The organism is Nocardiopsis metallicus, from assembly GCF_014201115.1.
Lineage (GTDB): Bacteria > Actinomycetota > Actinomycetes > Streptosporangiales > Streptosporangiaceae > Nocardiopsis > Nocardiopsis metallicus.
The window spans coordinates 4,149,049-4,171,434 of the sequence record NZ_JACHDO010000001.1 but is presented as its reverse complement, the minus strand read 5'-3'; the positions used below and the strand labels follow the sequence as shown (position 1 = coordinate 4,171,434).

The window sequence follows — 22,386 nt, the reverse complement described above, 5'->3', positions numbered from 1 at the left end:
CCGCCGGTCAGCCCTTCTTCTGGTCGTCCTCGCCGGTGGCGGCGGACCAGGGGTCGCCGCCCGAAGGCGGCATCGGGTGTGCGCCCGAGTCCTCCGGGCCGGACCCCTTGTCCTCGGCGGCCTCGGGCTCAGGGGACCCGGGTGCGTCCCGGCCGGAGTCGCCGGGCGCGGAGTCCTTGGCCTCGGCGCCCCCGGGTCCCCGGTCGGGCGGGCCCCAGTGGCCCAGGTCGCGGCGGATCACCTCGACGGTGTCGTCGAGGATGCGGCGCAGGTCGTGGGTGGCGGACTCGCCGACCTGACCGGCCCCGCGCACCATGTCGCGGACCTTGGTCGAGAAGTCCCGCAGGGCGTGCTCGAAGTCGGGGCGGTCGCCGCCCTCGGTGCCGCGGTCGGAGTCGGTGCGGTTGCCCCAGGCGGCACCGAAGGCGCCGAAACCCTGGGCGAACCGCTCCCACTCGCGGGCCCACATGCCGCTGTCGTCGCAGCGCTCGCGCTTCTCGCGCTTGTCTTCCCCGGAACTCTCCGAACTCTCGGAGTCCTTGGCGTCGCCGCCGCGCTCGGAGTTCGAACCGCGGGCCGCGCCCGAGGCGAACTTGAGCTCGTCGCGCAGGGAGCTGATGGTCGCGCGCACGTCCTGTTTCACGGCCCGTGCGATGTCGCGCACCGAGTCGGTGATCTCCCGCTCCAGGTCGTCCAGGTCGCTCTCGCGGGCCCGCAGCTCCTCGCGTCCCTTGTCGGTGAGGCTGTAGACCTTGCGGCCGCCCTCCTCGGTGTGCGTGACCAGCCCCTCCTCCTCCAGCCGCGCGAGTCGCGGGTAGATGGTGCCGGGGGAGGGCGAGTACACGCCCAGGAAGCGGTCGCGGAGCAGGCTGATGATCTCGTAGCCGTGCTTGGGGCTCTCGTCCAGCAGCTTGAGCAGGTACAGCCGGAGTCTGCCGTGGCCGAAGATGGTGCTCATTCAGGCCCCCTCGGGGATCGCGGCCGGGGCCTCGGGCGCGCGCCGCAGCAGCGCGGTCCGGCCGGACACGGTGTTGATGCTGATGGAGGCGGGGTCCACGCCCACGCCGATCTTGCCGCTCAGGGAGTTGCGGGCCGGGGCGGTGCGGCGGTCCAGGCCGAAGTCGGAGTCCACCTTGCCGGTGACGGCGCGCAGCTCCACGGTGGCCGAGCTCTCCGACGGCACCCGCAGGGCCACCTCGCCGGAGACCGTGTTCACCCGGACCCGAGCGGAGGACGCCAGGTCCGTGTCGACCAGAACGTGGCCGGAGGCGGTCTTGGCGCGCAACTCGGCCAGGCGGCCACCGGCCACCGCGAGCTGTCCGGTGGCGCTGTTGAAGCCCAGGGTGCCGCCCGGGTTGCGCACCGAGGCGTCGCCCGAGGCGGTGTTGATGTCGGCCTCACCGGAGACGTGGTCCAGGGTGACCTCGCCGCTGGCGCTGCGGATACGGGTGCGGGAGTTCAGCCCGGCCGCCACCACGGGAGCGCTGGCCGTGGTCACCTCCACCGGGCACTCCCGGGGCACCCGGAGGTTGACCGTGGCGCGGCGGGAGGAGAGGTCCCGGTAACCGCCCAGCTGGATGGGCTTGAGCCGGTCCAGCAGACCCTGTCCGGTGAGGTCCTTGTAGTGGATGGTGAGGATGCCCGCCTCCTGGGTGACCTCCAGGGGCTCGCCCTCGATGTCGGTGATCTCGAAGGTGACCGGGTCATCCGTGGGGATGATGTTGACCTGTCCGTGGACGATCCGCACCTTCAGGGCGACGATGCCGTCCAGGGTGTGGGTCATCGGACTGTCGATGGTCCATCGTGCCATCGTGAACCCTTTCCGCTCGCTCTCGATGTCTTCACGATATGTCGCGAGTCAGGCAAACTCAAGATATGTCGCGGATTTCAGGGGCGGATCAGGGAGAGCTCGGGGTCGGCCCCGAGCAGCGGGTGTCACGAACCGCGCTTGAATAGGTGCTCGACCTGCTCATACGGACAAAAATCAGGAGTTCCCCACCTTGCATCCCCCGCAGACCCTTCCCGCGAGCCCGCCCATGCCCCGGGCGCTCCGGGTTCTCCGTGTCCTGTTCAGCCTCGTGGCGACCGTCTCCGCCCTGGGTTGCCTCTTGGCCGCGCTGGGAGTGATCGCCCGGGTCGCGCAACCCGATGCCTTCGGTGCGCCGGAGTCTTCCCTGACGGGGGAGGTGTTCTTCGTCGTCGGCGGTGCCGTGTGGGCGGCCCTGTACGGTGCCGCGGCCGTACTACTCGGCCGGGGCGGGACGGCTGGGCGACGCTGGGCGCTGGCGGCGATCGGGTTCGACGCGGCCCACACCGTGGGCAACGCGGTCCTGACCGGACTCGGGGAGCCCTCGGCCTGGGTCGGAGGCCTGGTCGTCCTCGCTCTGCCCGGCCTCTTCCTCCTGCTGCTGAGCACTGGGTCCAGCCGGGACTGGTTCCGCGCGACCGCGGTGTGACCGCCGAGAACGGCCGAGGGGCCCGGGTCGTGACGACCCGGGCCCCTCGGCCGGAATTCCGCCGCTCAGCGCGGCTCCGCGTGACTACTCCTCGTCCTCGTCGTCCAACCGGGCCAACCAGGTGGCCAGTCGTTCGACCGGGGTCTCGAACTCGGGGTTGAGGTCGGTGAACACCCGCAGCTGCTCGGCGAGCCAGGCGAAGCTGACCTCCTCCTCGCCGCGGCGGTTCTCCAACTCCTCGATCCCGCGATCGGTGTAGTACATACCGTCGTTTCCCGTCCTACTCGGCGGGCGGGAACACCGTGTCCACCAGGGCACGCTGCTCGGCCTCGTGGCGCTTGGCCGAACCGGCCGCGGGCGCGGAGGAGGCCGGACGCGAGATCCGGGTGAACGGACGGTCGAGCTGCTCGGAGAAGACGAGCGCGACGAAGGGCCACGGGCCCATGTTCGCCGGCTCCTCCTGGACCCACAGGACCTCGCCCGCGTTCGGGAAGGCCTTGAGCTGCTCGCGGATCTCCTCGATCGGCAGCGGGTAGAGCCGCTCCGCCCGGATGATCGCGGTGTGCTTGTCGCCGCTCTTGCGGCGGGCCGCGTCCAGGTCGTAGTAGATCTTGCCCGAGCAGATGACCACGCGACGGACCTTGTCCGGCGCGATCGAGTCGTCCCCGATCAGCGGCCGGAAGTGGCCCGAGGTGAAGTCCTCGGCGGCCGAGGTCGCGGCCTTCAGGCGCAGCAGCGACTTGGGCGTGAACACCACGAGCGGACGCTCGAACGGCGACTTCGCCTGCCAGCGCAGCAGGTGGAAGTAGCTCGCCGGGGTGCTCGGCATCGCGACGGTCATGTTCTCCTGCGCGCACTGCTGCAGGAACCGCTCGATCCGGGCCGAGGAGTGGTCCGGGCCCTGGCCCTCGTAGCCGTGCGGCAGCAGCATGGTCACGCTGGAGCGCTGACCCCACTTCTGCTCACCGGCGCTGATGTACTCGTCGATGACGGTCTGCGCGCCGTTGACGAAGTCACCGAACTGCGCCTCCCACATCACCAGGGAGTCCGGGCGGGTCAGCGAGTAGCCGTACTCGAAGCCCAGCGCCGCGTACTCGCTCAGCAGCGAGTCGTGCACGTGGAACTTCGTGGTGCCGTTGTCGAACTGCTTGAGCGGCGTGTACGTCTCACCGGTCTCGCGGTCCATCAGCGAGGCGTGGCGTTGGCCGAAGGTGCCGCGGCGGCTGTCCTGCCCGATCAGGCGGACCGGGTGGTCGTCCAGCAGCAGCGAACCGAAGGCCAGCAACTCACCGGTGGCCCAGTCGACCGCGTCGTTCTCGACCATCGTGGCGCGACGGGACAGCTGCGGCGCCAGCCGCGGGTGCGGCGTGAAGCCTTCGGGCATCGTCACCTGGGTGTCGATGACCCGCTTGACCGTCTCGGTGCTGATGGCCGTCTCGACCTTGGAGTGGTCCAGACGGGACTCGGTGAACACCTCGGGCTTGACCACGGCGCCCGGCTCGATCGGCTTCTTCTCGACCTCGCGGGTCTCGGTGAAGGCGCGCTCGAGCTCGGTCTGGTAGTCGCGCAGGGCCTGTTCGGCCTCCTCCACCGTGATGTCCCCGCGCCCGATGAGGGACTCGGTGAACAGCTTGCGGGTGGAGCGCTTGGCGTCGATGACGTCGTACATCAGCGGCTGCGTGAACGCGGGGTTGTCGCCCTCGTTGTGGCCGCGGCGCCGGTAGCAGACGAGGTCGATGACGACGTCCTTGTTGAACGCCTGACGGTAGGCGAAGGCCAGGTGCGCGACCCGGACCACGGCCTCGGGGTCGTCCCCGTTGACGTGGAAGATCGGCGCCTGCACCATCCGCGCGACGTCGGTCGCGTACACGCTGGAGCGGCTGTCGGTCGGCGAGGTGGTGAAGCCGACCTGGTTGTTCACGATGACGTGCACCGTGCCACCGGTGCGGTAACCCCGCAGCTGGGACAGGTTCAACGTCTCGGCGACCACGCCCTGACCGGCGAACGCCGCGTCACCGTGGATGAGGATGGGCAGCACGGTGAAGCCGTGCGGGCCCTTGTCCAGCACGTCCTGCTTGGCGCGGACGATGCCCTCGGCGACCGGGTTGACCGTCTCCAGGTGGGACGGGTTGGCGGCCAGCGAGATCTGGATCTTGTCGCCCTCGCGGGTCTCGAAGGTCCCCTCGGTGCCCAGGTGGTACTTGACGTCACCGGAGCCGTGCGCGCTGCGCGGGTCGAGGTTGCCCTCGAACTCACCGAAGATCTGCCCGTAGGACTTGCCGCAGATGTTGGCCAGCACGTTCAGGCGGCCGCGGTGGGCCATACCGATGACGGCCTCGTCCAGCTCGGCCTTGGCGGCCTTGGAGATCACACCGTCCAGCAGCGGGATCAGCGACTCGCCGCCCTCGAGGGAGAAGCGCTTCTGACCGACGTACTTGGTCTGCAGGAAGGTCTCGAACGCCTCGGCGCTGTTGAGCCGGTGCAGGATGTGCAGCTGCTCGTCGCGGTCGAGCTTCTCGTGCTCGCGCTCGACGTGCGACTGGATCCACTCCCGCTCCTCCGGGCTCTGGATGTGCATGTACTCGATACCCACCGTGCGGCAGTAGGTGTCGCGCAGCACGCCCAGAACGTCGCGCAGCTTCATGACCTGCTTGCCGCCGAAGCCCCCGGTGGGGAACTCGCGGTCCAGGTCCCAGAGGGTCAGGCCGTGCTCGAGCACGTCCAGGTCCGGGTGCTTGCGCTGCTCGTGGTCGAGCGGGTTGGTGTCGGCCATGAGGTGGCCGCGCACGCGGTAGGCGTGGATCAGCTCCTGGACCCGGGTGGTCTTGTCGAGCTGGGTCGCCGTGTTGACGTGGATGTCCTGGACCCAGCGGACCGGCTCGTAGGGGATCCGCAGCGAGTTGAAGATCTCGTCGTAGAAACCGTCGTCGCCCAGCAGCAGCTGGTGGATCCGGCGCAGGAACTCACCCGACTGGGCGCCCTGGATGATCCGGTGGTCGTAGGTCGACGTCAGCGTCATGACCTTGCTGATGCCGAGCTGGCTCAGGGTGTCCTGGGACGCGCCCTGGAACTCGGCCGGGTACTCCATGGCACCGACGCCGAGGATGGTGCCCTGGCCGGGCATCAGGCGCGGCACGGAGTGCACGGTGCCGATGCCGCCCGGGTTGGTCAGGCTGATCGTGGTGCCCTGGAAGTCCGGAACGCCCAGCTTGTTGTTCCGGGCCTTGCGGACCAGGTCCTCGTAGCCGCTCCAGAACTCGTTGAAGTCCATCTCGTCGGACTTCTTGATGGAGGGCACGACCAGCTGACGGGAACCGTCCGGCTTCTGCAGGTCGATCGCCAGGCCGAAGTTCACGTGTTCGGGCTTGGCGACGCCGGGCTTGCCGTCGATCTCCGTGTAGGAGTAGTTCATCTCGGGCATGGCCTTGAGGGCCTTGACCATGGCGTAGCCGATGAGGTGGGTGAAGGAGACCTTCCCACCGCGGCCGCGCCGGAGATGGTTGTTGATGACGATGCGGTTGTCGAACAGCAGCTTGACCGGCACCGCGCGCACGCTCGTCGCGGTGGGCAGGGTCAGGCTGGACTCCATGTTGGTCGCGGTACGGGCGGGTGCGCCACGCAACCGCTCCTCGTTGACCTGGAGCGCATCGTCGGTGTTCTTGGGTGCCGGGGCCGCGGCGGCCTTCTTCTTCGGCGCGGGTGCGGCGGGGGCCTTCTCGGGCTGCGCCTTCGTGGCCGCAGTTCCCCCACCCTTCCCGTTGGCCGAGTCCGCGGGCTTGTAGTCCGCGAAGAAGTTCCACCAAGCCTTGTCAACCGAATTCGGGTCGGTGAGGTACTTCTGGTAAAGCTCCTCGACCAGCCACTCGTTCGGGCCGAAATCTGTCAGGGGTTGAGACGCCTCAGACGACACGGCGGAGATCGCCCACTTCCGCAGCTCGCTTGTGAATGTGTAGGAAAGACGGGTGGCTGCTGGCAAGGCGGGCTCAAAGAAGCATGAAGTCGCTCCCCTTGACAGGGAGAATCTGACCTGGCCAGCACTCGTCGGGTACCAGGCTACTTGTACAGACCTCCCGGACGGGAACATCGGTCTTGTTGAAACTGGGAGATACCTAACAATCTTTCACACGAACCTTGTCGCTACGTGCCGGTCACTTCGCGTTCCGTGGTCAACGTGGAGCGTTTGATCCTTTTTGTCGGGGTTTTGAGTCTGCTTTGTCGTGACCGCCTCCGGACAGCCCCGGTGTGGCGCGCACCACGATTCCAGCGCAAGCCGCGTCGGCGCGGCTGAACTGAGGACTGGGGGCGGCCGACCGGTGACGGAACAGTCCCCGACAGTGCCCGACCAACGGTGCGCGACCTGCGCTCGACGGCGAAACGCCGGTAATCGACGACGGCGATGTCCGGATCTGTGTGCTCTTCCCCGTTCTGCCACATGAGGGCCCGCCCGCTGACTACGATCACCCCACGTCAACGCCGACACATGCGGGTGGGAGGCCGATGAGAGGGCTCGGGGAACTGGAGGCGGCCATCATGGGCGCTCTGTGGCGTACGGAGGTGCCGCTCTCCGTGCGCGGGGTCCGGGAGAACATGGTCTACGACCGGGACGTCGCCTACACGACCGTCATGACGGTCGCGAACATCCTCTTCCACAAGCGTCTGGTGGACCGGGAGAAGGACGGTCGGGCCTGGGTCTACTGGGCCAGGGAGAGCCACGCCGAGTACACCGCCAGAGTGATGGAGGAGGTGCTCGACACCGGCCCCGACCCCGGCGCGACCCTGCTGCGGTTCGTGGAGCGCTTCGACGAGGAGGAGATGGCCCGCCTCCACCACGTCTTCAGCCAGGTGCGCGACCGGCACGTCGCGGGACGCACCTCACCGACGGTGCGATCGTCGACGGCTCCGTCAGCGACGGCGCAGTGAGCGCACGCTGGGGGCGGCTATCGCCGCCAGGGTGGCCGTGACGGTCAGACCGGCCACGATGAGGATGGACCGCTCCGGCCCGATCGCCTTGGCCACCGGGCCGATCGCTATCTGGCCCACCGGCATCGCCACGAACGAGCCCAGCGCGTCGTAGGAGTAGACCCGGGAGAGCCGTTCCGGCGGGATGTTCTCCTGTACCGACACCTCCCAGGCCACGCTGAACTGCTCCACCGCCACCCCGCCCAGGAACATCGCGGCGAACAGCAGCGGCACCACCGGAGCGGGATCGGCCAGGACGAAGAACGGCGCGGTCTGGAGCGTGACCAGTGAGGTCCCGAAGAAGAGCGCGCGCCGCGGCTGCCATCGGGCCGCCAGGATTCCGCCGAGCAGCAGCCCCACGCTGTTGGCGGCCATCACCAGTCCCCAGGTGGCCCGGCCGAACGTCTCGTCGGCGATACCCGGGCCCAGCACGCTGGTGGTCGCCGACCATCCGGCGTTGACCACCATGAACTGCAGCACGATGATCCACACCCACGGCCGGGCCACGAACTCGCTCCACCCGTCCAGCAGGTCGCGCAGCACACCGCCGCCCGGCACCGCCGTCGAGGGCACCCGCAGGAAGAGGAAGACCGCCCCGGCCGCGGCGAACAGCAGCGCGTCGACGCCGATCGCCCACCCCGGGCCGACCAGGCCCACCAGCACGCCGCCCGCCGACATCCCGGCGAACATGCCCAGCTGTTTGGCGATCCCGGCCAGCGCGTTGGCCGGGCGCAGCAGCGCGTGCGGAACGGTCTGCGGGGTCAGCGCAGCCAGGGCGGGCAGGTTGGCGGCGGCCGCGGCCCCGTTCAGCGCGCTCAGCGCCATCATCACCGCGAGCGTGGCGGTGCCGGTGAGCAGGGCCAGCGCCAGCAGCCCCTGGGTGAGCGCGGCCAGCACGCAGGCGCCCTGGACCACCAGGGCCCGTGGCAACCGGTCGGCGAGGACCCCGCCGAGCAGGAGCAGAGCCACGTTGGCGATCGAGCGCGCGCCCACCACCAGGCCCACCTGGGTCAGGGAACCGGTCACGTCCAGCACGGCGAAGGCCAGCGCGACCGTCGCCATGCCGTTGCCGAAGAGCATCAGCACCCGGCCCGCGACCAGGGTGCGGAAGGGCGCGTGGGCCAGCGGCGCCATGACGCCCGGGGCCGGGCCCCGCCTCCGTGCCATGCTCCCCCCCCCGGTCAGCCTGCCGACCGGAGCACCCTTCCTGAGCCGGAGGAGTGGGTCAACCGGTTTTCCGAGGACGGGGGGCTGTCGCCCAGGACCCAGCGCTGGGACGTACTACCGGCCCAGGACCCAGCTGCGGCCCTCGGCGGCCAGCTTCTCCACCAGGGTGGCGCTGTCGTGCTCCTTGGCGAAGAGGTGTTCGGGGCGGGTGATCGGCACGATCCACAGCCACCGCACCGGGTCGCCCTGGAAGGTCAGCCCGGAGGTGTCCGGCGGCAGGTGGGCCGGGTCGGTGACCAGGGGGCTCGGGTCCTCCAGCAGCAGGACCGCGCCCGCGCCGCCGCGCATGGAGCGGTCCTCGGGGTTGTCCAGCCACTTGACCGTGTGCCCGGTGCCGAACCACGTGACCGCCCGCCACGGGAACGCGCCGATCCACCGGAAGATCCGCGCCGCGTGGTGCGCGGGCAGGGTCGTGGCCAGGGCCAGTTCCACCCGGGCGTGGTGGGAGGTGTCGGCCATGTACCGGTCCAGGGTGGGCATCCGCTGGCCGCACATGCCCACGGTGGAGAGCACGGTGTAGGGGCGCTCCTCCGAGGGGGGCCGTTCCGAGACCCGCAGCAGCGGCGGGTGCCCGTCGGAGACGTCCCAGTAGTGGCCGGGCTCGCCGATCCGGCGGTTCAGGTGGCTCAGGACGGTCCGCTGCACACTGCGCCAGGCGCCTGAGGCGCGCCGCCAGTCCCAGTAGGCCTCGGCGTGCACCACCCGCGGCCACAGCTGGTTCTTGACCGAGTCCAGCTCCCAGGCGTAGGCGCTGCGCCCGATCGCCTCGCGGGCGTACCCCGGCAGACCGCTGTCGGCCTCGGCCCAGCCCGGTATCACCGCGAGCAGGCCCTCCTCGTCCACCAGGGCCACCCCGTCGCCCTCCTCGAACCACACCGCGCGCAGCGCGGCCGGGTCGAAGCGGGGGCGCCCCTGGGGGTGCTTGGTGTAGGCCTCCGGCATCAGCGGGGCCTGCCCCCGGTAGAGGCCGCTCGACTCGCTGTCGCGGGGTGCGGCCTCGTGGTTGGCCAGCCACACCGGCACCCGGATCCGCTCACGGGCGTCCAGCAGGTAGGCGGCCGTGGTGTGGGAGTCGCACTCGACGACGACGCGACGGCTCTGGTAGGGGCTCATCTCGTCGAGCAGGACGTCGATCTCGGTCACCGGCCCTCCCACGCGCCGACGGGGTGTCGTGTTGTCAGTGTCATGCTGCCAGCGGCGACCGGGCTGGGGCGGATCCGCCCGGGCTGTCCGCAAGGTAAGTAGAATCGACGGTAGTGCCCTGACAGGCGGAGCAGCACCGCAGTCGCGTATAGGTCGTATAACGACCCGTGCCGCCACATCCCTCCCGCGCCGGGCGCAGTCCACCGACTCCACTCCTTACGGATCCTTATGCCCGCCGAGCTCACATTCGTCGCACCCCGCCGCGCCAAGCCGCCCCGGCACCTGGCCGACCTCAGCCCCGAAGAGCGGCAGGAGGTCGTCAGGGAGCTGGGCGAGAAGCCCTTCCGGGCCAAGCAGATCGCCAAGCACTACTACGGCGCCCTGGAGTCGGACACCGCGAAGATGACCGACCTCCCGGAGGCCTCCCGGGAGAAGCTCGGCGAGGCGCTGCTGCCCACGCTGCTCACCCCGGTCCGGCACATCACCTGTGACAACGGGATGACCCGCAAGACGCTGTGGAAGGCCTTCGACGGGGTGATGTTCGAGTCGGTGCTGATGCGCTACCCGGACCGCGTCACCCTGTGCATCTCCTCCCAGGCCGGCTGCGGCATGAACTGCCCGTTCTGCGCCACCGGCCAGGCGGGGCTGACCCGCAACCTGTCCACCGGCGAGATCGTCGACCAGGTGGTCGCCAGCGCCCGCGACCTGGCCCGCGGCGAGGTCGCAGGCGGCCCGGGGCGGATCAGCAACATCGTGTTCATGGGCATGGGCGAGCCGATGGCCAACTACAAGCGGGTGCTCCAGACCTGCCGTCAGATCACCGACCCGGTCCCCAACGGCCTGGGCATCTCCCAGCGAGGCGTGACCGTCTCCACGGTCGGGCTGGTCCCGGCGATCAACAAGCTCATCGACGAGAAGATGCAGGTCCGCCTGGCGATCTCGCTGCACGCCCCGGACGACGAGCTGCGTGACGAGCTGGTCCCGATCAACACCCGGTGGAAGGTCGAGGAGGTCCTGGACGCCGCCTGGCGCTACGCCGGGACCACCGGCCGCCGCGTGTCCATCGAGTACGCGCTGATCAAGGACATCAACGACCAGGCCTGGCGGGCCGACCTGCTCGGCAAGCTCCTCAAGGGCCACCTGGTGCACGTCAACCTCATCCCGCTCAACCCCACCCCGGGGTCGAAGTGGACGGCCTCGCGCCCCGAGGACGAGCGCGAGTTCGTCCGGCGGCTCCAGTCCCACGGGGTCTCGGTGACCGTCCGCGACACCCGCGGCCAGGAGATCGACGGCGCCTGCGGGCAGCTCGCCGCCGCCGAGAAGTAGCGGGAAGCGGCCGACGTGGTCGAGACCGCCCTGGCCTTCGTGGTGGCCACCGCGGCGGGGCTGGTCCCGCTCATCAACATCGAGCTGTACCTGCTGGGCGCCGTCGCCGTTCTGGACGACGGCGCCCTCGTCGCGATGGCGGTGGCCGCCGCCGTGGGCCAGACCCTCGGCAAGATCCCCTACTACTACGTGGGGTACGGGACGATCTCGGCGCCCTGGCTCAAACGCCGGGCGGCCACCCCCGGCAAGTGGTCGGAGCGGGTGACCCGCTGGCGGGCCAAGGCCGAGGCACGCCCCGCCTGGGGCGCGGGCCTGCTCGCCCTCAGCTCCTTCGCCAGCGTGCCGCCGTTCATGGTGGTCTCCGTCCTGGCCGGGGCCCTGCGGATGAACCTCGTGCTGTTCTGCGCGATCACCTTCGTCACCCGGACCGCGCGCTTTTTGATCCTCGTGCTGGCCCCGGCCTGGGCGATGTCCTTCCTGCCGGGCTGACCGGCGGCCCCGTCTGCCCCAGCAGGGCCTCAGCGTTCGGTTCGGGGGCCGGTTCCGCCCAGCAGGCGGTTCAGCAACAGCCGCAGGTCGCGCAGCTGCGCGGGGGCGTCGAACCCGGTCTCGGTGGCCGCGCGCAGGAAGAGCGCCCCGATGATCGTCTGGATCCACACGGCGGTGGCCCGCGCGTCCAGGACCGGATCCGCCCCGCCCTCCCGGACGGACCGGGACACCAGGTGGGTCAGGGCCTCCAGTTCGAGATCGCTGTCGGCCTCCAGCGCCGCGGCCAGTTCGGCGTCCTTCCCGGCCTGCCGCAGCGCCTCCATCACCAGTCCGGCGGCCACTGGGCTCGCCGCCGGCGCGGCCAGCTCCTCCACCAGGTCGAGGAGGGCCGACCGGGGGTCGTCCCGGTCGCGTGCGGCGGCCAGGCGCTGGGCGTCGCCGTTGTCGTCGTCGGTCAGGAGTGCGACGAAGACCGCGCGCTTGCTGGGGAAGTAGTGGAAGAGCGTGCCCGAGCTGACTCCGGCGGCTTCTCGGATCCGGGCCGTGGAGGTACCGTCCAGGCCGTGCGCGGCGAACAGCGGAGCCGCCGCCATCATGATGTGGCGCCGTTTGGCCCGGTACTGGGCGGGGTCGACCTTGCGCATGGGTTCAGCTTCCCACCATGTGTCCGCTGCCTTCAGCTCCCCACCACCCGACGACCGTCCCGGTAGACGGCGGCCACGTCGCGGACGCGGGTGATGTCGGTCAGCGGGTCACCGGTGAGGGCGACCAGGTCGGCTGCGCGGCCCACCTCGATCGCGCCGAGGTGGTCGGCGTCGAGTACCCGGGCGGCCTCGCTGGTCGCGGCCCTCAGGGCCGCGTGCGGGCCCATCCCGCTCTCGGACAGCAGTTCCAGTTCGCGGTGCAGGCCGTCGCCGAAGCCGACCCCGGGCACGGCGGCGTCGCTTCCGGCGACGATCCGGCCGCCCGCGGTGTGCAGCTCGGCCAGCCGGTCCCTGATCACCCGGTGCTCTTCGGCGGAGACGGCCACCTCGGTGACGGCCAGGGTCGGGGTGACGGGGACGTCCCGCTCGACCAGTTCGGCCAGTAGTTCCTCGGGCCACCCGTCGAGGACGCCCCGGGCCTCCAGGTGTTCGAGCCCGTCCACCCCGGCGGCCAGGGCGTCGGTCAGGTCCGGTTCCGAACCCCAGTGCGCGGTCACGAACAGCCCGTGCTCGTGTGCCTCGGCCACGACGGCCTCGAGGACGTCGGCGGGGATCGGGTCCAGTTCCAGGCGCTCGGCGTCGCCCCGCTCCTGCACCACCTTGATCAGGTCCACCGGGTAGTCGCCGGTGGCGAGTTCGCGTACGGCCTCGCGGGCCTCCTCGGGGGTGGACGGCAGCCGGACGGTGTCGGAGTCGGGTTCCACCCCGAAGGTGGCCACGGGGTGGCCCGCCGGGGTGGTGAACAGCGGCCCCGACGTGTACAGGCGCGGTCCCTCCAGTTCGCCGTCGCGGAGCATCCGGCGCATCTCGGTGATCCAGGTGTGGTCGTCGCCCAGCCCGCGTACCGTCGTCACACCGTGTTCGAGCAGCGCGCGGCGGGCGGAGGGGACGTAGCGCGCCATCTCGTAGACCACGCCCGGCATGTCGGTCGGCCCCAGCTCCTCACCGGGCTCCTGCTGCGGGAAGCCCAGGTGCACGTGGAGGTCGATCAGGCCGGGCATGAGCGTGTGCCCGCCCAGCTCGACGGTCTCGGTGCCCGCCGGGAGCTCGAGGTCGCCGTCGTCCGCGATCTCGGTGATGACACCGTCGGTGACCAGCACCGTGGTGTTCTCACGCGGTTCCAGGTCCGTACCGACCAGGACCGTGGCCCCGGTCAGGGCCAGAGCGCCCCGCTGCGGATCCGTCCGCGGGCTGTACAGGGTGGCGACGTAGTGGCCCACGAGCCCGCCGCCGGCGAGGAGGCCCAGACCGCCCACCACCGCGGCCCCGCGCAGGAACCGCCGCCGGGTGCTCCTCTTCCCGGGCTTGCCCGAACCCTGCTCCGCCGTGCCGTCCGCTGTTTCCATGGGCCGCCCTCAGGCTCGTTTATTAATAGACCGACTGATCGGTTTATGTTTACCATCGCAAGCCGCCCGGGGCGGGGCGGTGGCCGATGCCGGTCAGCGAGCGTGGTCGGCGAGCCGGGCCACCGCCGCGACCACCTCGGGGCCGTGGATCGTCGCGGGGTCGTTGTGGCCCCCGCCGGGCAGCACGACCTCCTCGACCAGGTTCGCGCTGGCCCCGGCCACTTCGTGGCTCTGTTCCGGGGGAACGATGGTGTCGGAGTCGGCGACGACCACGGTGGTGGGCGTGTCGAGGTCCGCGACCCGTTCGGCCACCGGGAACTCGTCCCTGAGCAGCAGGCGCACGGGAACGAAGGGGTAGTGGTGACTGCCCATGTCGGCCAGGGAGGTGAAGGGCGAGCGCAGGAACAGTGCCGCGGGCGAGCGTTCGGCGGCCAGGTTGGCGGCCACGGCGGCGCCCAGGCTCTCGCCGAAGTACACGGTGCGCTCGGCGTCGAAACCGCGTTCGGCCAGTGCGTCGGCGGCGGCGCGCGCGTCCATGGCCAGCCCCGCCTCGCTGGGGCTGCCGGGGTTGCCGCCATAGCCCCGGTAGTCGAACAGCAGCACGGAGAAGCCCTCGGCCGCCAGGGCGCGGGCCAGCGGAGCGCGGCTCTCCCGGTTGCCCGCGTTGCCGTTGGCCACCAGGACCGCGGTCTCCCGGTCGGTGGCACGGTCGGTGTCCTGCGGGGTGATGAACCAGGCGCCGAGTTCGAGGCCGTCATCGGTGTGCAGGCGCACGTCCTCTGCGCCCTCGATCACCTCGGCGGCGGGTGGCGGCTCCCCGCCCATGGGGATGAAGATGACCGATCTCTGCAAGGCCCAGGCGAGTCCCACCAGTACCACCAGTACGAGCGCCACCACCGCCGCCACGATCAGGGCGCGTCTCACTACGGCTCCTTCCCGGAGGGTTGCTGTCCTTGCCCTGCGGGCTACCCGTTTCCGGCCGGAACATCCCTGAGGTTTGCATTGCAAACCAAGATGCCCCCGCCTACGGTGGAAGAAAGGTTTGCGTTACAAACCGGAGGTGCGCATGACGACCCCCCATGACCTCGACCGCCTTCAGCGGATCCGCGAGGTCACGTCCGACTACGGCGGCTACCAGGGCCTGTACACGTCCCTGCTGGGTGTGTTCGCGATCTGTGTGGGCCTGGCCCCGCTCACCGGGGAGGGGCCGCTGACCGACCTGTTCCCGGTCGGGATGCTCTTGATCGCCGCCCTGTTCATCGCCGTCCAGCAGTACTACCGGCGCAGGTGCGGCCGCGGTGGACCACGGGACGGCTGCTGTGGGTGGTGCTGCTGCCGATCGCGCTGGTCCTCGCCTATATGGCGCTGATGATCACGACCAACCTCCTCGGGGTCCAGGGGGGTTGGGTATTCGGAGTGTTCCTCGCGGTCGCCCTGTTCGGGGTGGGCTGCTCCGATCTGCGGAACCGTCGGCACTACCTGGTCGGCGCCGTCCTTATCCTCACGTTCACGGTGCTGCCGCTGGGTCCTCTCTTCCCCTCGGGGACGCATCCCGTCGAGTGGGAGTACCCCGTGACGGTCGCGGTGGCCGGTGGGGTCGTCTTCGTGGTGAACGGGCTGCTCGACCACCGCACCCTGGTGCGCACCCTTCGGCCTGCGGCGGAGAGCGAGAAGGCCTGACCACGGGCACACCCTTCTCCCGCATTCTGGGTTCGCGTTACGAACCGGAGGTTCGCATGACTGTCCCGTACGACTTCGAGCGGCTCGAACGGGTCCGCCACGTCACCGCCTACTACGTCGACTACCAGGGGCTCTACATGCTCGTGGTGGCGCTCTTCGCACTGAACCTGCTACTCGTCCGGGGCGGCAGCCTGGAGCCGCTGATCATCGGCCTGCCCCTCCTGGTGGCCCTTGGCTTCCTGGTCCGCTGGTACTACCGGTGGCGCTTCGGGCAGGTCCGAGCGCTCTTCGACCCGGGGCGGATCTCCGCTTACGTGCTCCTGCCCTTCGGCCTTCTCATTCTCTCCATGGCCGGAGGAACCCTGAGCGCCCAGGCGGGCTGGACCTACGGGCCCCTGGGGATCGGCGGGCTCGTGTTCACGCTGCTCTTCGTCCTGCTCGCCTGTCCCCACTGGCGGATGCGGGCGCACTACCTGGTCGCCGCGGCCGCCGTCGGCCTGGCGAGCCTGCTGCCGTTGGGGATGCTGCTGCCCTCGGGCGTCCATCCGCTCAGCTACGCCGCCACCGACACGCTCCTGGTCACGCTCGCTGCCGTACTGTGCGTCGGGGGACTGCTCGACCACCGTACGTTGGTGCGTACCCTCCCGCCGGTGACGGACGCGGCGACAGAGAACGGAACGGCCTGATCATGGGTACCCCTTTCGAGGACATGGCGGAGATCGACCGCCTGGTGCACGACCCCTCGCGGTTGGCGGTCACCAGCGCCCTGCTCTCCTGCGAGAGCGCGGACTTCCTCTTTCTTCAGCGGCTCACCGGCCTGTCCAAGGGCAACCTGTCCAGCCACCTGTCCAAGCTGGAGAGGGGCGGCGTCGTCGAGATCGAGAAGAGCCGGGAGCGCCGCCCCCGTACCGTCGTCCGGCTCACCGCCACCGGCCGCGAGAGGGTGTCCGAGCACTGGGACCGGCTGGTCCGGTTGCGTGAGGAGGCCGCCGGGTGGGACGGCACGCAGGAGGCGCCGCGGGGGTGAGCCCCGCCCCCGCGGGGCTCACCCCTTGATCAGGGGTGCCCCATCACCGCGCCGGTGAGGCCGATGTCGACCAGGCCGTAGGCGTCGGCCAGGATCAGCGCGGCCAGGGCCCACACGTAGTAGGAGAAGTAGCGCAGCCGGGCCTTGTACAGCAGCTTCAGGACCAGCAGCAGGGAGAACGTGCCGACGATCGCCGCGACCACGAACCCGGTCAGCAGGGGGAGGGGGTCGAAGGCCGACAGGATCTCGGGTTCCAGGATGGGGAGCAGCACGTTGCCCGCGATGATCGTGGGAATGGCGATGAAGAAGCTGAACTCCGCGGCCCAGCGCCGGCGCAGCCCGAGCAGCAGGGCGATGGCGATGGTCGTGCCGCTCCTGGACAGGCCGGGCGCGAAGGCCATCGCCTGGGCGAGACCGATGAACAGGGCCATCATCCAGGTGAAGTCGCGCAGGCCCTTGGTGCGGGGGCTCAGCAGGTCGGTCCACAGCAGCAGGGCGCCCGTCACGCAGAGCATCAGGGCGATCAGCGCCGGGTTGGCGAAGACGTTCTCCAGCGGTTTGCGGATCGTCAGGCCCAGGACGCCGGTGACCGCCACCGCGAACAGGCCCATCATCATCAGCTTGAGGTAGAGGCCCTCGGTCCGGGGGCCTGCTCCCACGAGCCCCCGCAGGTCGGCCACCGAGCGGGCCACGAGGTCGGTCAGCGCCCTTCGGTAGACGATGAGGATCGAGACCACGGTTCCCACGTGCACCACGATGTTGAAGAACACCATCTCCGGTGACTCCGGCGGCGGCAGCGCGGAACCGTTCTGGATGAGCCAGTGCTGGGCCAGCGCCAGATGACTGCTGGAACTGACCGGGATGAACATGAACAGACCCTGGATGACACCGAGGATCGCCGACTCGAGGACGGTCATGGGGAGAAGGCCTTTCGGGCGAGGCCGGAGCGGCTCTCCCTCGCCGACTCGGAGGAGTACGGGGAGGGGAGCCAGGAGGTTCCGGCCAGGAGAACATCCCGACCCAGGCTAGTTCCAGGAAAGGTGAACGGGGGCTCCCCCGGAGGTGAACACGCGGAGCGGCCCCGCGGCACGTCCCGGGCGGGTGCGGTCCCGCACCTGCCCGGGACGGCCCTTCCACTGCCTCAGACGGCCGCCAGGTCCCGGTTGCGGAACCCGACCAGGGACAGCGCTCCCGCGAGCAGGACCGCGCCCGAGTACAGGACGTAGTGGAGGGGTTCGAAGTCCTCCACCGGAAGCCTGGGCAGGATCTCGAAGGCGCTGAGGCCCATCATCCAGTCGGGGAACTCCAGCAGTCCGCCCATCACGGTGGCCAGGATGCTGTATCCGAACCACAGCCAGAGCAGGCCCGTCAGGCGTGGGGCCGTGCCCAGCAACAGCCCGGCCAGGGCGCCGAACACCAGCGCCGCCGGGAGCTGGGCCAGGACCGCCTGCAGCAGTCGACCCACCCAGGCGCCGTCCTCCAGGACGGCGGCGGCGCCCAGGCCCATCCCGAGGCCGCCCGCCAGCACGACGAACAGGGTCGAAACGGCGGCCACCGCCAGTGCGGAACCGATCCAGGCCACCCGGCCCGCCGCGGTGGACAGGACCAGTTCGGTACGGCCCGAGTTCTCCTCCGAGCGCAGGCGCAGTACGGACAGGGCTCCGAAGGCAGCGGCGCCCATGATGGTGTAGCTGGTGACGAAGGACAGGAACCCGCCGATCACGTCGTCGACGTCGGTCCCGAAGACCGCCTGCAGGTCCGGGTTGCTCTCGAACATTCCCTCCACCTCGGTGGCGAGGGTGCCGAAGGACACCGCGAAGAGCAGCACGGCGAGGGTCCAGGCGATGATCGAGCCCCGCTGCTGATGCAGTTGGAGCGTGGTCACCCCCCGCAGCAGACGACCGGCCTCCGCCGGGCCGGGACGGGCGGCGACCAGCCCGGCGCCCAGGTCGCGGCGGCCGGACAGGACGTGGGCCGTGGCGGTCAGGGCCACGATCGCGAGCCCGTACAGGGCGAGGGGCGCCCAGCGCAGGTCGTGGAACGGCTGTGCCTGCTGGACCCAGGCGAACGGTGAGAGCCAGGACAGCAGGTTGCCGCCTGGCTCGGCCATGTCGCCCACCACGCGGAGCATGAAGAGCACGCCCACCGCGAGGAAGGCCAGCCCCGAGGCGCCGCGTCCGTATTCGCTCACCTGGGCGCACACGGCGGCGATCGCGCCGAAGGTGATTCCCGCCAGGGCCAGCCCCAGGCCGTAGGCGAGCGAGTCCGCGACGGCCAGGTCGAAGCCGGCCAGCGCGAGTGCGATGACCCCGCCGATGAGCAGGTTGACCGCGGTGACGGTCAGCAGGGCGGCGGCCATGGGCGCGCCGCTGCCCATGACGTTGGCGCGCAGCAGTTCGGCGCGCCCGCTCTCCTCCTCGGCCCGGGTGTGCCGGATGACGTGCAGGATGCTCATCACCGCCATGGCGATGAGCAGGGTCATGGTCATCTCGTTGGCCATCATCGGGCCGAGCGTGTAGTCCTCCAGCCCGTACCTCGGACCTCCGAACACGATGCCGGTCGGTGTGTCCATGAGGGCCGCACGGCCCTGGCGCTCCTCCTCGGTGGTGAACATCTCGTCCAGCATCGGGATGGTGGCGGCGGTGATTCCCGCCAGGGCCAGGGTCCACACGGACAGCCGGATCCTGTCCCGGCGCAGGATGAACCGGGTGAGCGTCCCGGTTCCGGTGAAGGCGCTCACTTGCCCTCGCCTCCTTCGCGGTTGCCGTTGAGCGCGGCCAGCTCGTCGCCGTAGTGGCGCATGAAGAGCTCCTCCAGCGAGGGCGGGTTGCTCACCAGTGAGCGCACGCCCAGGGCGGTGACCTCGCTCAGGACGTCCCCGATGCGCTGGTTGTCCACCGCGAAGGACACCCGGTGGCCTTCGGCTTCGAAGTCGTGGACCCCGGGCAGGGAGGACAGGCCGGAAGGATCGCGTTCGACCTCGGCGTGCACGGTGGAGCGGGTGAGGTGGCGCAGTTCGGCGAGGGTGCCCGACTCCACGGTGCGTCCCTGCCGGATGATGGTCACGGTGTCGCACAGCTTCTCGACCTCGGAGAGGATGTGGCTGGACAACAGGACCGTGCGTCCCTCCTCCTTGACCTCGCGCACGCATTCGGTGAACACCGTCTCCATCAGCGGGTCCAGCCCGGAGGTGGGTTCGTCGAGGATGAGCAGTTCGGCGTTGGACGCCAACGCGGCCACCAGGGCGACCTTCTGCCGGTTGCCCTTGGAGTAGGTGCGGGCCTTCTTCGTCGGGTCGAGCTCGAAGCGCTCCAGGAAGGCCTTCTTGCGCCGGGTGTCGAGCCCGCCGCGCAGCCGCCCCAGGAGGTCGATGGCCTGTCCGCCGGTCAGGTTCGACCACAGGGATACGTCTCCGGGCACGTACGCCAGGCGCCTGTGCAGGGTGACGGCCTCCTTCCAGGGGTCTCCACCCAGGAGGCGGACGCTGCCGGAGTCGGCGCGGAGCAGGCCGAGCAGGACGCGGATGGTGGTGGACTTGCCCGAGCCGTTCGGCCCGAGGAACCCGGCGACCTGGCCGGGGCGCACGGTGAGGTCGAGTTTGTCGAGCGCCTGGAAGCGCCCGAAGCGCTTGTCGAGGCCGCGGACCTCGATGGTGGGTGCGGACATGGTGGTGCAACTCCTGGTCTGGTGGGGATCTGTTGCTCTCCGAGCGGGTCAGCGCTCCTCCTCGGGCGGATCGCTGACGTAGACCAGGTAGGCGTCGAGCATGGTGCGGTCCGCCAGCAGGCCCTCGGTGTACACCTCCAGGGCCGGGAGTATGTACTGCTGCTCCCAGTCGTGCAGCACCTGGCCGAAGTCGGGGTTCTCCTGGTCCCGCTGCATCGTGACGAGGACCAGGATCGAGCCGAATCCGTTGGCGGCCAGCCAGCGGGCCCGCTTGGCCGGGTCGCGGCTGGGGCGGATGGTGCCCTCGCGCACGCCGATGTCCAGGTAGCTCTGCACGTCGGCGACCATCGCCTCGTACAGGTGCCGGCTGAGCTCCCCGCCTTCCTGCATGGCCCGGAAGAGGTAGGCCAGGAGGCCGGAGTACTGGTCGACCGCCCTGAGGGAGCGGATCATCCCGTCGGCGCTGGGGTGGCTCACCGACTCCTTCTTGGCCTCGTAGATCACCTGCCTGACGTACTCGTCGCAGGTCTCCCGGAGCTTGGCCTTGCTGCCGAAGTGGTGGATGACCAGTCCCGGGGACACCGAGGCCCGGTCCGCGATCGCGCGCACCGTGACTCCGAACCCCTTCTCACCGAAGCACTCGATGGCGGCGTCCCGGATGCGGGCGCGTGCGGTGAGGTCCCCGTCGGGGGGAACCTTCCTGCTTGAACTCATGTTCAATACATTAAACGCCTGTTTAGTCTCTTGGCAAGGGGGTGCTGTGCCCCGGGCGTACACTCGGGGCACGTTCGGGGCTGCCGGCTGGGCTGGCCCCAGGCCATGAGGGGGGAATTTCGATGGTGCAGGTCGCGGTCGCCCAGTTCGCGCCGGGTCAGGACAAGGCCGAGAACCAGCGTTCGGTGGCGGAGCTGACCGCCCGGGCCGCCGCTCTGGGAGCGAAGGTCGTCCTGCTGCCCGAGTACACGATGTTCACCGCCCCGCGCACCGACCAGCGCTACGTGGCGGCCGCCGAGCCCCTGGACGGCCCCTTCCTGGCCGACGCCGCGGACACCGCTCGCCGCGAGGGCGTGTACCTGGTGCTGGGGGTCAACGAGTCCGGGGGTGAGGGTGCAGCCCGCTTCACCAACACTCTGGTCGCGCTCTCCCCCGAGGGCAAGCGCGTCGCGCTCTACCGCAAGATCCACCTCTACGACGCCTTCGGGGTCAAGGAGTCGGACGTGGTCGCGCCCGGGCCGATCGAGGACCCGGAGACCTTCACCGTCGACGGCGTGGTCTTCGGCCTCCAGACCTGTTACGACCTGCGCTTCCCGGAGGTGACCCGGCGGATCGCCGGGGCCGGGGCGCACGTGGTGCTGCTGGCCGCCCAGTGGGTTCCCGGCCCGCTGAAGGAGGACCACTGGCGCACGCTGGCCCGGGCGCGCGCCATCGAGAACACGGTCTACGTGGCCGCTTCGGGGCAGTCGGCGCCCACGGGGGCGGGTAACAGCATGATCGTCGACCCTATGGGCACCGCCCTCGCGTCCCTGGGGGAGCAGACCTTCGAGGTCGCCGCCGCGGAGGTTTCGGCCGCGCGTGTGGACGCGGTGCGTGTCACCAACCCGGCTCTGTCGCTGCGCCGTTTCGAGGTCTCCCCGCGCTCGGAGGGCTAAGGTCCGGCGCCTGGAGGGTCTGTACATATCCGGCGCTTCGTATGAAAAACCAACCCTGAACTGGGGTCTTCCCAGGGTTCGTTACTTAGGGTTATGATTTCCCTGCACGGAGTGATTTAGATTGGTCCGGACCCTTCCAGGCGCCGAGAGCTTCTGATTCAATAAAGAGCCGGTAACTATCGGCCCGCCAGACTGTCCTAAACCACGGGGGGAGCAAGGACATTGCGCGGAACGAGCACGATGTGCGAACCAGACACGAAGCCTGACGCCGCATCCGAGAACTACGTCTACGACCCGAGTCGGCTGAGCGGGGCGCAGTGCATGGGGGATGCCTGCGTCGTCTGCCACGCCAAGTGGCCCCGGCCCCGCCGGGTTCTGGGCGAGCTTCCGGACGGCAGTCACGCGTACGGATGTGACGAGTGCGCGGGGATCATCGGCCACCAGCCGGTCTCCGCGGGTGGGCCGCTGATCGCGGCACGTTAGCCGAGCCAGCTGGTTCAGCTGATCCCGTGCGGCCGCGGAGGCCGCCGGAGACGGTCGCGCTCCGGGTCCAGGGGGAGTCATTCGGACCCGGAGCGCTTCCGTTGACGCGCCCGCTTCCATGGGGAGGAGGGGAAATGAGCGCGTCTATCCAGGATGGTCTCTCGTGACACGCGTGGCCCTCGGCCACACCCGGTCAGGGGCTTCGTGCAACAACGATACTCCGTGTTGCCC

General features: G+C 70.0%; 23 protein-coding genes. 10 read left to right on the top strand and 13 right to left on the bottom strand.

Annotated elements, in window-relative coordinates; genetic code table 11:
* Positions 1-7: 7 nt before the first annotated feature.
* Complete coding sequence (locus tag HNR07_RS18160) at positions 8-958, bottom strand: PadR family transcriptional regulator (RefSeq protein WP_184366013.1); 951 nt, start codon at positions 956-958, stop codon at positions 8-10.
* Positions 959-1,810: a DUF4097 family beta strand repeat-containing protein gene (locus HNR07_RS18155; protein ID WP_017581894.1), complete on the bottom strand. Its 852-nt coding sequence runs from the start codon at positions 1,808-1,810 to the stop codon at positions 959-961.
* 190 nt (positions 1,811-2,000) lie between these two features.
* Between HNR07_RS18155 and HNR07_RS18150 the strand changes: the two genes are divergently transcribed.
* A complete protein-coding gene (locus HNR07_RS18150) occupies positions 2,001-2,456 on the top strand; it encodes a hypothetical protein (protein WP_246420380.1) in 456 nt (151 codons plus the stop codon).
* A gap of 84 nt (positions 2,457-2,540) precedes the next feature.
* On the opposite strand, the gene HNR07_RS18145 is transcribed toward HNR07_RS18150, so the two are convergent.
* Positions 2,541-2,720, bottom strand: a complete 180-nt coding sequence (locus tag HNR07_RS18145; protein ID WP_017542535.1) for a DUF6104 family protein — start codon at positions 2,718-2,720, stop codon at positions 2,541-2,543.
* A 16-nt stretch (positions 2,721-2,736) separates the two neighbouring features.
* Positions 2,737-6,366, bottom strand: coding sequence for a multifunctional oxoglutarate decarboxylase/oxoglutarate dehydrogenase thiamine pyrophosphate-binding subunit/dihydrolipoyllysine-residue succinyltransferase subunit (locus HNR07_RS18140; RefSeq protein ID WP_184366012.1), 3,630 nt, complete (start codon positions 6,364-6,366; stop codon positions 2,737-2,739).
* 587 nt (positions 6,367-6,953) lie between these two features.
* Between HNR07_RS18140 and HNR07_RS18135 the strand changes: the two genes are divergently transcribed.
* On the top strand, positions 6,954-7,376 hold the full coding sequence (locus HNR07_RS18135) for a BlaI/MecI/CopY family transcriptional regulator (RefSeq protein WP_184366011.1): 423 nt from the start codon (positions 6,954-6,956) through the stop codon (positions 7,374-7,376).
* On the opposite strand, the gene HNR07_RS18130 is transcribed toward HNR07_RS18135, so the two are convergent.
* On the bottom strand, positions 7,359-8,582 hold the full coding sequence (locus HNR07_RS18130; protein ID WP_184366010.1) for an MFS transporter: 1,224 nt from the start codon (positions 8,580-8,582) through the stop codon (positions 7,359-7,361). The two genes, HNR07_RS18135 and HNR07_RS18130, sit on opposite strands and share 18 nt — an antisense overlap.
* A gap of 114 nt (positions 8,583-8,696) precedes the next feature.
* Positions 8,697-9,785 carry a suppressor of fused domain protein gene (locus HNR07_RS18125; protein WP_184366009.1) on the bottom strand — a complete coding sequence of 363 codons (1,089 nt, stop codon included), beginning with the start codon at positions 9,783-9,785 and terminating at the stop codon, positions 8,697-8,699.
* Positions 9,786-10,013: 228 nt separating this feature from the next.
* Between HNR07_RS18125 and rlmN the strand changes: the two genes are divergently transcribed.
* Together rlmN and HNR07_RS18115 are read left to right on the top strand one after the other, a co-directional pair.
* On the top strand, positions 10,014-11,111 hold the full coding sequence (rlmN, locus tag HNR07_RS18120; RefSeq protein ID WP_184366008.1) for a 23S rRNA (adenine(2503)-C(2))-methyltransferase RlmN: 1,098 nt from the start codon (positions 10,014-10,016) through the stop codon (positions 11,109-11,111).
* Between the two features lie 15 nt (positions 11,112-11,126).
* Positions 11,127-11,600 carry a YqaA family protein gene (locus HNR07_RS18115; protein ID WP_184366007.1) on the top strand — a complete coding sequence of 158 codons (474 nt, stop codon included), beginning with the start codon at positions 11,127-11,129 and terminating at the stop codon, positions 11,598-11,600.
* 29 nt (positions 11,601-11,629) lie between these two features.
* On the opposite strand, the gene HNR07_RS35045 is transcribed toward HNR07_RS18115, so the two are convergent.
* From HNR07_RS35045 to HNR07_RS18100, 3 genes are all read right to left on the bottom strand, one after another.
* On the bottom strand, positions 11,630-12,244 hold the full coding sequence (locus HNR07_RS35045; RefSeq protein ID WP_184366006.1) for a TetR/AcrR family transcriptional regulator: 615 nt from the start codon (positions 12,242-12,244) through the stop codon (positions 11,630-11,632).
* Positions 12,245-12,276: 32 nt separating this feature from the next.
* Positions 12,277-13,650 carry an amidohydrolase family protein gene (locus tag HNR07_RS18105; protein ID WP_184366005.1) on the bottom strand — a complete coding sequence of 458 codons (1,374 nt, stop codon included), beginning with the start codon at positions 13,648-13,650 and terminating at the stop codon, positions 12,277-12,279.
* Positions 13,651-13,743: 93 nt separating this feature from the next.
* Entirely contained in the window at positions 13,744-14,574 is an 831-nt protein-coding gene (locus HNR07_RS18100) for an alpha/beta hydrolase (RefSeq protein ID WP_184366004.1), read from the bottom strand.
* A 142-nt stretch (positions 14,575-14,716) separates the two neighbouring features.
* Between HNR07_RS18100 and HNR07_RS35040 the strand changes: the two genes are divergently transcribed.
* The 4 genes from HNR07_RS35040 to HNR07_RS18085 are packed head-to-tail and all read left to right on the top strand — an operon-like array spanning position 14,717 to position 16,357.
* Positions 14,717-15,019 (top strand): hypothetical protein, encoded by a 303-nt coding sequence (locus HNR07_RS35040; RefSeq protein ID WP_246420379.1) that lies wholly within the window; start codon positions 14,717-14,719, stop codon positions 15,017-15,019.
* On the top strand, positions 14,977-15,330 hold the full coding sequence (locus tag HNR07_RS35035; protein WP_246420378.1) for a hypothetical protein: 354 nt from the start codon (positions 14,977-14,979) through the stop codon (positions 15,328-15,330). The genes HNR07_RS35040 and HNR07_RS35035 overlap by 43 nt, the downstream gene beginning before the upstream one ends.
* Before the next feature lie 56 nt (positions 15,331-15,386).
* Positions 15,387-16,016 (top strand): hypothetical protein, encoded by a 630-nt coding sequence (locus HNR07_RS18090; protein ID WP_184366003.1) that lies wholly within the window; start codon positions 15,387-15,389, stop codon positions 16,014-16,016.
* A gap of 2 nt (positions 16,017-16,018) precedes the next feature.
* The gene (locus tag HNR07_RS18085; RefSeq protein WP_184366002.1) at positions 16,019-16,357 is read left to right on the top strand and encodes a transcriptional regulator; all 339 of its coding nucleotides are present in this window, start codon (positions 16,019-16,021) and stop codon (positions 16,355-16,357) included.
* A gap of 29 nt (positions 16,358-16,386) precedes the next feature.
* On the opposite strand, the gene HNR07_RS18080 is transcribed toward HNR07_RS18085, so the two are convergent.
* The 4 genes from HNR07_RS18080 to HNR07_RS18065 all read right to left on the bottom strand — a co-directional run bounded on the left by HNR07_RS18080 (position 16,387) and on the right by HNR07_RS18065 (position 20,737).
* Positions 16,387-17,274 carry an undecaprenyl-diphosphate phosphatase gene (locus HNR07_RS18080; RefSeq protein WP_184366001.1) on the bottom strand — a complete coding sequence of 296 codons (888 nt, stop codon included), beginning with the start codon at positions 17,272-17,274 and terminating at the stop codon, positions 16,387-16,389.
* A 224-nt stretch (positions 17,275-17,498) separates the two neighbouring features.
* On the bottom strand, positions 17,499-19,097 hold the full coding sequence (locus HNR07_RS18075; protein WP_184366000.1) for an ABC transporter permease: 1,599 nt from the start codon (positions 19,095-19,097) through the stop codon (positions 17,499-17,501).
* A complete protein-coding gene (locus tag HNR07_RS18070) occupies positions 19,094-20,023 on the bottom strand; it encodes an ABC transporter ATP-binding protein (protein ID WP_184365999.1) in 930 nt (309 codons plus the stop codon). The genes HNR07_RS18075 and HNR07_RS18070 overlap by 4 nt, the downstream gene beginning before the upstream one ends.
* A gap of 48 nt (positions 20,024-20,071) precedes the next feature.
* On the bottom strand, positions 20,072-20,737 hold the full coding sequence (locus tag HNR07_RS18065; RefSeq protein ID WP_184365998.1) for a TetR/AcrR family transcriptional regulator: 666 nt from the start codon (positions 20,735-20,737) through the stop codon (positions 20,072-20,074).
* Positions 20,738-20,859: 122 nt separating this feature from the next.
* Here HNR07_RS18065 and HNR07_RS18060 point away from each other — a divergent pair, with 122 nt between their 5' ends.
* Both HNR07_RS18060 and HNR07_RS18055 read left to right on the top strand, forming a co-directional pair.
* On the top strand, positions 20,860-21,672 hold the full coding sequence (locus HNR07_RS18060; protein ID WP_184365997.1) for a carbon-nitrogen hydrolase family protein: 813 nt from the start codon (positions 20,860-20,862) through the stop codon (positions 21,670-21,672).
* A 240-nt stretch (positions 21,673-21,912) separates the two neighbouring features.
* Positions 21,913-22,155, top strand: coding sequence for a hypothetical protein (locus HNR07_RS18055; RefSeq protein ID WP_184365996.1), 243 nt, complete (start codon positions 21,913-21,915; stop codon positions 22,153-22,155).
* Positions 22,156-22,386 lie beyond the last annotated feature (231 nt).

Coding starts and splice junctions, on each gene's coding strand:
- HNR07_RS18160 (WP_184366013.1), bottom strand. CDS start 958: ATGAGCACCATCTTCGGCCACGGCAGACTCCGGCTGTACCTGCTCAAG.
- HNR07_RS18080 (WP_184366001.1), bottom strand. CDS start 17,274: ATGACCGTCCTCGAGTCGGCGATCCTCGGTGTCATCCAGGGTCTGTTC.
- rlmN (WP_184366008.1), top strand. CDS start 10,014: ATGCCCGCCGAGCTCACATTCGTCGCACCCCGCCGCGCCAAGCCGCCC.
- HNR07_RS18070 (WP_184365999.1), bottom strand. CDS start 20,023: ATGTCCGCACCCACCATCGAGGTCCGCGGCCTCGACAAGCGCTTCGGG.
- HNR07_RS18085 (WP_184366002.1), top strand. CDS start 16,019: ATGGGTACCCCTTTCGAGGACATGGCGGAGATCGACCGCCTGGTGCAC.
- HNR07_RS18055 (WP_184365996.1), top strand. CDS start 21,913: ATGTGCGAACCAGACACGAAGCCTGACGCCGCATCCGAGAACTACGTC.
- HNR07_RS18130 (WP_184366010.1), bottom strand. CDS start 8,582: ATGGCACGGAGGCGGGGCCCGGCCCCGGGCGTCATGGCGCCGCTGGCC.
- HNR07_RS18145 (WP_017542535.1), bottom strand. CDS start 2,720: ATGTACTACACCGATCGCGGGATCGAGGAGTTGGAGAACCGCCGCGGC.
- HNR07_RS18155 (WP_017581894.1), bottom strand. CDS start 1,810: ATGGCACGATGGACCATCGACAGTCCGATGACCCACACCCTGGACGGC.
- HNR07_RS18105 (WP_184366005.1), bottom strand. CDS start 13,650: ATGGAAACAGCGGACGGCACGGCGGAGCAGGGTTCGGGCAAGCCCGGG.
- HNR07_RS18135 (WP_184366011.1), top strand. CDS start 6,954: ATGAGAGGGCTCGGGGAACTGGAGGCGGCCATCATGGGCGCTCTGTGG.
- HNR07_RS18065 (WP_184365998.1), bottom strand. CDS start 20,737: ATGAGTTCAAGCAGGAAGGTTCCCCCCGACGGGGACCTCACCGCACGC.
- HNR07_RS18060 (WP_184365997.1), top strand. CDS start 20,860: ATGGTGCAGGTCGCGGTCGCCCAGTTCGCGCCGGGTCAGGACAAGGCC.
- HNR07_RS35045 (WP_184366006.1), bottom strand. CDS start 12,244: ATGCGCAAGGTCGACCCCGCCCAGTACCGGGCCAAACGGCGCCACATC.
- HNR07_RS35040 (WP_246420379.1), top strand. CDS start 14,717: ATGACGACCCCCCATGACCTCGACCGCCTTCAGCGGATCCGCGAGGTC.
- HNR07_RS18090 (WP_184366003.1), top strand. CDS start 15,387: ATGACTGTCCCGTACGACTTCGAGCGGCTCGAACGGGTCCGCCACGTC.